Source organism: Leptospira alstonii serovar Sichuan str. 79601, assembly GCF_000347175.1.
Taxonomy (GTDB): Bacteria; Spirochaetota; Leptospiria; order Leptospirales; family Leptospiraceae; genus Leptospira; species Leptospira alstonii.
In genome coordinates this window covers 1-7040 of sequence record NZ_ANIK01000046.1, presented here as the reverse complement: position 1 = coordinate 7040, position 7040 = coordinate 1, and the positions used below count along the sequence as shown (strand labels likewise).

General features: G+C 38.7%; 7 protein-coding genes and 2 pseudogenes. 1 reads left to right on the top strand and 8 read right to left on the bottom strand.

The annotated features are described in order from the left end of the window. Nucleotides 1-222: 222 nt before the first annotated feature. The gene (locus LEP1GSC194_RS10530) at nucleotides 223-588 is read left to right on the top strand and encodes a helix-turn-helix domain-containing protein (protein ID WP_051997432.1); all 366 of its coding nucleotides are present in this window, start codon (nucleotides 223-225) and stop codon (nucleotides 586-588) included. A 23-nt stretch (nucleotides 589-611) separates the two neighbouring features. Here LEP1GSC194_RS10530 and LEP1GSC194_RS10525 read toward each other — a convergent pair whose 3' ends face one another. The 8 genes and pseudogenes from LEP1GSC194_RS10525 to LEP1GSC194_RS23020 form a co-directional block, all read right to left on the bottom strand. Beyond that, entirely contained in the window at nucleotides 612-1520 is a 909-nt protein-coding gene (locus LEP1GSC194_RS10525; RefSeq protein ID WP_020773581.1) for an LIC10906 family membrane protein, read from the bottom strand. A gap of 17 nt (nucleotides 1521-1537) precedes the next feature. Beyond that, nucleotides 1538-2152, bottom strand: a complete 615-nt coding sequence (locus LEP1GSC194_RS10520; RefSeq protein ID WP_020773579.1) for an LBL_2463 family protein — start codon at nucleotides 2150-2152, stop codon at nucleotides 1538-1540. 195 nt (nucleotides 2153-2347) lie between these two features. Continuing rightward, nucleotides 2348-2566, bottom strand: a complete 219-nt coding sequence (locus LEP1GSC194_RS10515; RefSeq protein WP_017809486.1) for a hypothetical protein — start codon at nucleotides 2564-2566, stop codon at nucleotides 2348-2350. Nucleotides 2567-2755: 189 nt separating this feature from the next. Continuing rightward, entirely contained in the window at nucleotides 2756-3172 is a 417-nt protein-coding gene (locus LEP1GSC194_RS10510) for a polymorphic toxin-type HINT domain-containing protein (protein WP_017809485.1), read from the bottom strand. 33 nt (nucleotides 3173-3205) lie between these two features. Next, the gene (locus tag LEP1GSC194_RS10505) at nucleotides 3206-3862 is read right to left on the bottom strand and encodes a hypothetical protein (protein WP_155826365.1); all 657 of its coding nucleotides are present in this window, start codon (nucleotides 3860-3862) and stop codon (nucleotides 3206-3208) included. A gap of 114 nt (nucleotides 3863-3976) precedes the next feature. Beyond that, nucleotides 3977-4297 (bottom strand): annotated as a pseudogene (locus LEP1GSC194_RS23590) (hypothetical protein); the annotation flags it as partial. Continuing rightward, entirely contained in the window at nucleotides 4294-5511 is a 1218-nt protein-coding gene (locus tag LEP1GSC194_RS10500) for a leucine-rich repeat domain-containing protein (RefSeq protein WP_020773580.1), read from the bottom strand. The pseudogene LEP1GSC194_RS23590 and the gene LEP1GSC194_RS10500, both read right to left, overlap by 4 nt. Before the next feature lie 15 nt (nucleotides 5512-5526). Continuing rightward, nucleotides 5527-7040 (bottom strand): annotated as a pseudogene (locus LEP1GSC194_RS23020) (hypothetical protein); the annotation flags it as partial.

Genomic DNA, 7040 nt, shown 5'->3' with positions numbered 1-7040 from the left:
CTCTGTGATCCTTGTTCTGATCAATCTACTATTTCGAAAAAGAGAAAGTAGTTTTTCACATTCAAACACCGGCTAATTTCAATTAGTCGGCGCTTCTTTTTTTTATTCGATATCCGTGAAGGTGTCATCTTATCATTTCACCTTTTCAAGCCGCTTTCCGGTTTTCCGGACCCAGCTTGCTACCTTTGGTGTGGGTTCTGCAGGGGACAAAGAGTCAAATTCATCCGAACCGAAGGGACGGGCGAAAAGATAACACAAAATCAATTCGCTTCTGAGATTTTTATTTCTCAGGCTCTTTTGAGCAGAATTGAAACGGATGATATTGAAGTTACGGAACAAACGGCTTTTATTATCGAAGTTGTTTATAACTATAAGAAGGACTGGGTTCTAAAAGGAATAGGACCAAAGATGACGAATGTCATCAAATTCCGAGAGGGCCTTTCAACAAAAATCGAAGAATGGAATCGTTTAATCCGTAGAGTTGAAAAAATTCCAAACGCAAAGTCAATGATCGAAAAATATATAAATTTAACGGAAAAAGACCGAGCCCCGATCGACCTAATTGTAACGCGGCTTTCTGAGAAGTAAAGTTTTGAGGTGGTGGCGAAAAACTACTTAATATATCGATAATATTTTCTAGCTAGCACTTCGGCCCGTCTGTCTAATTCAAAATCCGTATTAAACACTAGATTCATCTCGGTATAAAGCATATCGGTTGTAAGAGCGGTCTTGAGGGCTACGGACTTATCTCTAAATTCATTTGGATCCAAATGTCGAAAGAGAGTTAAATAAAAACTAAGTGTAATACGATTTAGATAAGGCACCTTACCGCCTGAAAGCATCGCGGCCTTTGTTTCAAACACATCGTATTGAAGAATGGCTACGGCCCATAAAAACGAAGAAGGAATAAATCCCATAGGAATAAAATACCCTTTGAAAATTCCAAATGTGGGTAAAATATATACGAGTAGAATCGTAGTGGATAAACTGATTAAAACTCCAAGTCCAAGTAAGGTAAATTGTACTCGTTCGGAACCGGAGGAAGTAATCGTTTTTTTTAAAATTAAAAAAATAGAAAATCCAACGGATCCAAACGAATAGGTTATTAAAGTATGATATGCTAATAGGGGTTTATAGGAGGACGTTTGATAGTCTATCATCTCGATCATATTGAAAGAAACACAGGAAAGAAAGAGATAAACGAGGATCGCCGCATGAAATAAAACTATAATTTTTTTCTGTTTAAAGTCGGCTTGAATTAGATTCATGATGAACTGATTTAGAAGAAACGGTACGAAAATTACGGGAAGCAAAGTCAGACTGGGCGCAATCGCATAAATTTTCGGAGGCATTATATAACGGATTCCTGAAAGAAACGTCCAAAGGCTGATGGATAGAGTGAGCCCAAAGAAATACTTTGGTATCTTTGGGTTTTTCCGATGTCCTAATCGAATCACATAAATTCCTAAAAATAAAACCGAGACGGAACAGAGTAAACTAATAGCTACCGCGATATTCATCGAAATTTCCTCGAAAATTACATTAAATTAACATGAATTTTTTGTAAACTTGTTTTATTGATTTCGATAATGTTTAAGAGAACCAATTCTTGATCGATATAATCTTCCGGGAAAAAAACCGGTTTGGAAAAACGCTTTGATAATTCTGCCCCTGCCGACAGATAAATTCGTTCGATGGACGCTAATTTTTGATGATACATTCCATAGACTTTCGAATAATTTTTTTCTAAACAATGTTTGATAACCATCTTAAAATTGATCGTTGCAGCTTTTCCGCCCATAACCGTACGCAAAAATGCAACGTTATTCCAGTCTGCAACGTTCTCTTCCAGCACAACGTATCTTTTTTGTGGATTGGATCCATAAATGACTCCCATTTCGATTGGGAGAAAGTTATTAGGTTTTTTTTCTACAATTCTCATCGCAGATAGAATCTTTTTTTCAGAATCCGTAACATAGAACCAAGTCGACCAAGGATCAAGATCGATTTCGGCATAGGGCGATTTATTGTACCCGCTTGAAGAAAATATGTTTTGGATAAAGCTCTTTACGTGAGCGAGTTCTATAGGATTTTCCAGTCCCTGAATCCTATTTTCTTGGAGCGAAATTGGTTTTAAAGCTAAATGTGACATAATGTAAACCATGCCACATTCTTGAAGTAAATTCCACTAAAAATTCAATCGGAGCCGACGGAAAAATCCTCTCAAATTTCACGACTCAAGCGAACTTGGCTCACCTATTTTTTAGAGACCGAACTTTGCGGATTTGAATGAGCCGTAGACAAGATTTTTTTTAAACATTTTGTTTCTATTTATTATCAAAATCAATCAATCCTTTTTGGCTTTTCTGCGACGACCTTTTTTAACTAATGTTAAAAGTGGTCGATCCAACCCAACTGCATGAGCAAACTCATTCATAAAAGATTCAAATTTAGCATTGAGAAGGGAATCAACAACAGCCTCCACTTCAGTAAGTTCAGTTTCATTTAAATTTTTGATTTTTTGTAACACTCTTTTTAACGAAGGTTCTTGAGCAAAAGATTTCATTTTGATATTCCTTTAAGTATTATTAATCAATAATGTTCTTTTTATCTTCGGCTATTATGGATCTTTATTTACTTCTAAAAACCATTATATTCCTATTTTTTTTAGTAATTTTTGTTTCTTTGTTTTGCCTTTGCTTCTCGGAACTGCACAGGTTTTGCGTTTGTCATCCGTTATGTTAGTTTGGTCTTTTCAAGCGGCATTTCGGTTTCCCGGAGCCCACTTGCTACCTTTGGTGTGGATTCTGCACTGCTTTATTCCATTTATAGTCATTTCGTAAATTTTATCTTTTGTGTTTTTAAATGTTTTTGTTACTTTTTTATAAGTGTTTGAACGTGTTAGTTCATCAAAGGCTAAAACTTCGTCACCGACTTTGATTTGTTCAATAGCAACCAAACCTTGAGCTGTATTTATCAACGTTCCCTTTGTAAAACATGCAGCCTTAGGCAACAAATCTGCGTCTGCATCTAAAATTGCATCCAATTCTCTCGCAGTCGCCCCATCATCACCATCACCAAACAACGCATTCCAGCCGTTTGCAAGATTCTCACGGCTCAGACCGCTAAAAGCAGCGCCGAAACCTTTTAACCTTTCACAGAGAAGGTGCACAGAAGGACGCCTAACGCGTCCTTCCAGAAAATCTCATTTCCCGCTCAAAAAAGAATAATCTACTTTCATCTGGGAAATAATCGATTTGGTATTCTCTTTATCAAGTTCTGCATATAGTTTATTACCTGCTTTTCCATCAAAGTAAAAGTAAATTCTGCCTTTTGCTGCCGAAGTATAACTATTTACTTTATTATCCCAACGTTTGATTTCATTTACCAAAGTTAAATCAACTTCCATATAATTTGGAATAATTACATACCCAATTAAGGCTATAAATAAAAACGGAAGTTTATACAAACTATTTGTTCTAACATTATCAGTATAATCTAATTTTACTTCGAAGGTTTTTGACTTCGCGTTAGGGACCTCTTCCGCATTCGGAACAAACTTTACAGCCGAAAAAAGCTTAGATTCCTCGTAAGTAGCTACAATAGAATTGATCCGTGTATTCGCTGCTTCACGAAATATTCCCCAGCTATGTTCATACTCTTTTTTAAAAGAATCACCTAACCGAATCCAAAGTTCGCTTTTAAGGGGAACAATCCCTTTCTCATCTACTTCTACGATAGTCGGTTTCGTTTGTATTTCAATGCCCGGTTTGAAAATGCGATCCGCACCTAACGAATAGCAATTCATTAAAACCAGTAAAGGCAAAATTAATACGCTTGATTGTATTCTGTTTTTTCTCATTTTTTCTTTCCTATTTATTTTATTTATGATTAAACTGAAGTAACTCGTGCACGGCTCGTGTTGACAGCTTTTTGGAAAGTCCGGATATCCGGACATTCCTTGTTACCTTTCACAGAGAAGGTGCGCCGGATCGTACTGCCATAACCCCCAAGCGTCGGTCACTCCGCTGCTTAAAAGTTTAAACCGGTCCTTCTCTTCGGTGGTCAGGACCGTTTTTCCTTGGTTCGTAAAATACGCGTCCATTTTAGGGGTCAGTGAATAGGGGTTAGATTTCAGGGGCGTGCCCCGGCGTTTTACGCCGGGTCGCGCTCTTCGTTTCAATCTGCAACGCACCATTTCAAGCTTTGCGTATATTCCGGTTTCAGCATTTAACTCATGTTGCGTTGCAGTATTTCCACTTCGATCGCTCACGCAGTTGTGGTTCAAAAAATTCATTCATATTCAACAGTTACGCATTGCTTCTCAACCTTCTCACTCGCTTCACACCTTTTAATTGGATTTTTAAAGTCAACGACCGTTTTCGTTGAAACTTTTAATAATTTTAGATTCTTAGATTTTTCGCCGATCACAACTTTCAAAATTGGGTTATTTGATAAATCGACAGTCTCAATCGTTGAAAGATCAATCACCGCTATATCATACAAGTGATTATTCGAAAGGTTCAAATCCTTCATTCCGGATTCGTTAAGTGCATTCCATGGAAAACTACGAATCCCGTTATACGATAGATCTAAAAATTTAATTTTTTTTCCTAACTTCCGCGCCTTTATGTTCGAGATATAATTAAAAGAACTTTTAACTTTTTCCACATGGTCATTGGATAAAAGGCAATCCGCTGTCCTTAGTTTATTACGAAAAATGTATATCTCTTTAATCGTAGATATATCACAAAACCAAGAATCATCTTCGATTAAATTCCTAGAAATATCAACACTGAAAGCATTTTGATCAAAATCATCCGCATGTATATCTTTAATGTAATTGTGAAAGATTGCCAATTCGTAAGGACGATCAAAGTCAAACTTTGGAATATTCTGCAACTCTAATTCATCTACCCTTAATTCTTCCAAATCCGTCAAAGCAGACATCCCTGTGATTCGATTCAAAAACTTAGCCCGTATCTTCAAATTACGCACGTCTTTATGAATCTTTAGTTCAATTGGTTCCTTCCCTTCCGTTTCTAAAAGTAAATTAGCCTGTAGAGAAGGATCAACTTTTCCGGAGGAAAATTGAAATTCTCGATTTTCGAGTATTGGTCCGTAAAGAAATCCTTTATACACCCCTGCTTTAATAACTACTGTAACGATAAAATCGGCTTTTTTTGTTTTAAGCAAAACCGTCGGACAGTTACTAAGCTCTGGCTTTAAAGCCTTTTCTTCATCAACAGAAAAATCTCTCACATAATTCTTGGCTCCAAGACTTCCCAGCAAAGTCCCGAGTTCCTCTTCCTTTTTCCTATTTCTCCGATTATCAGAACAATGATTTGGGCCATCCGGTAATACTAATATTGCAAATCGTTTATCAACCCAATCCTTCTTATTGAGGACTGTGTATATCGAATTTGCCAAATCGCTTTGAGGATCAGCATACAAAGCGCAAGTAGCGGCCCCGATTAAGTAAATTAGGAATAATATGTAAAGTTTCTTCATGGTTTCATCCTATTTTCAAAACGGTCGATTGTCTGCCGGTGGTTTCATTGGAACCCACGGATTATTTCCAGCGTAGTTAAAGCCTTCTACTCCCTGTTGCGCCCAAGCAGGTTTGGAAGGATATATCACTTGATCCACAGGACTTCCATCCTGCGGATACAAAATTTGATTTCCAACTGTCCCGACCAATCTACCTAACCATTGGTTCTGAGTTCCATCAAATTTCATTTGATACAATGGGAACAGACCGTTTCCACCAGGTTTCACTGCTTGCGCGTCCATAAAGTAAAAGTTATTTGGACGACGGATTAAATTGTTTTCCGCGTATCCTTGAGGAGCCGATTCCTCTGGAGTTAAATGATGTGCATTACCAGACGCATCTATTTCTATAGAGTCTGTATTAATTCCACCGAGGATATAAGACTTTTCAGTTCCAGTTTTATCATTATACCCCTTCCATTCAGTATCAATATTTCCCATAAAAATCTGGGACGCTTCTTGGATTAGCCTTTTGACATCTTTCTCTACATCTCCCTTGTAATTTGGATCACTCGTCAGTTTATCACGGACCTTCTTTTCTAAACCGGCCCGATATTCTTCAAGAGACACTGTCTTTCCGTTGCCATCAACAACTTCGTAATTATAAGTCATTTCATCGAATTCAAAATTATTAATATTTTCATAGCCACCGCGATGAGACACTCCGTTGCCGGAAGAACCCTCACCGCCAATTCCCTCTCCAACCACCATCATAGGATACATCTTACTACCAAATATCTTGTCATACGCCTTAGAGAGAAAATTACCCACACTGTCTAAGGCGCCACTCAAACCATCCCAAGCGGACTTAGCGCCACGACCGATGCCACCCACCAAACCGCCAATACCGTTCAAGATATCATCCAGCAAGTTCCGGTTTGCAGAAGCGTGATTCTGATTGTTTGTTTGGTTGAAAAGATTTTTGTTAAAGCCGTATTGAACGTCGCTGCTTAAGCCCCCGTATTCCGAATAAGACCAAGAAGGGGTTACGCTCACTGGACCAAAACTCGACGTAAGACCGATCGAAGCCCCGTAACCCGCTTTCGTATCGTAACTCAAGCCTAAGCTGCCCGACAATCCTCTCTTTTCGTTGTATTGACCGCGGATGTTCGCGCTCACTCCAGAAGATTGATTGTCCCTACCGATGTTGTTACGGTTGTAGCCGACATCCACCCAGTTCGAATAGTTACCTTCAGCGTCCTTACCAAAACCTACTTTCAAACCCGCGCTTGCTCCCCAAGCTCCGCTCTTCGCATTGTAGTTCAATCCGACGCTACCACCCACCTGCATATCGTTAGGTGTCCCTATGTTAATTCCAACTCCAAAACCGTTTGCGTAACTGTAGCTCATGTTCATGCCTACAATTCCTTCGGTCGCATAGTCCAACGCTGAGTTCACTACTCCAGATACCGCTCCTGCAAGCATTCCTGCAGAACCGCCCTCATACGCTCCTCTAAACGATTTCCAACCCGCAGTGCCAAGTGCCGATA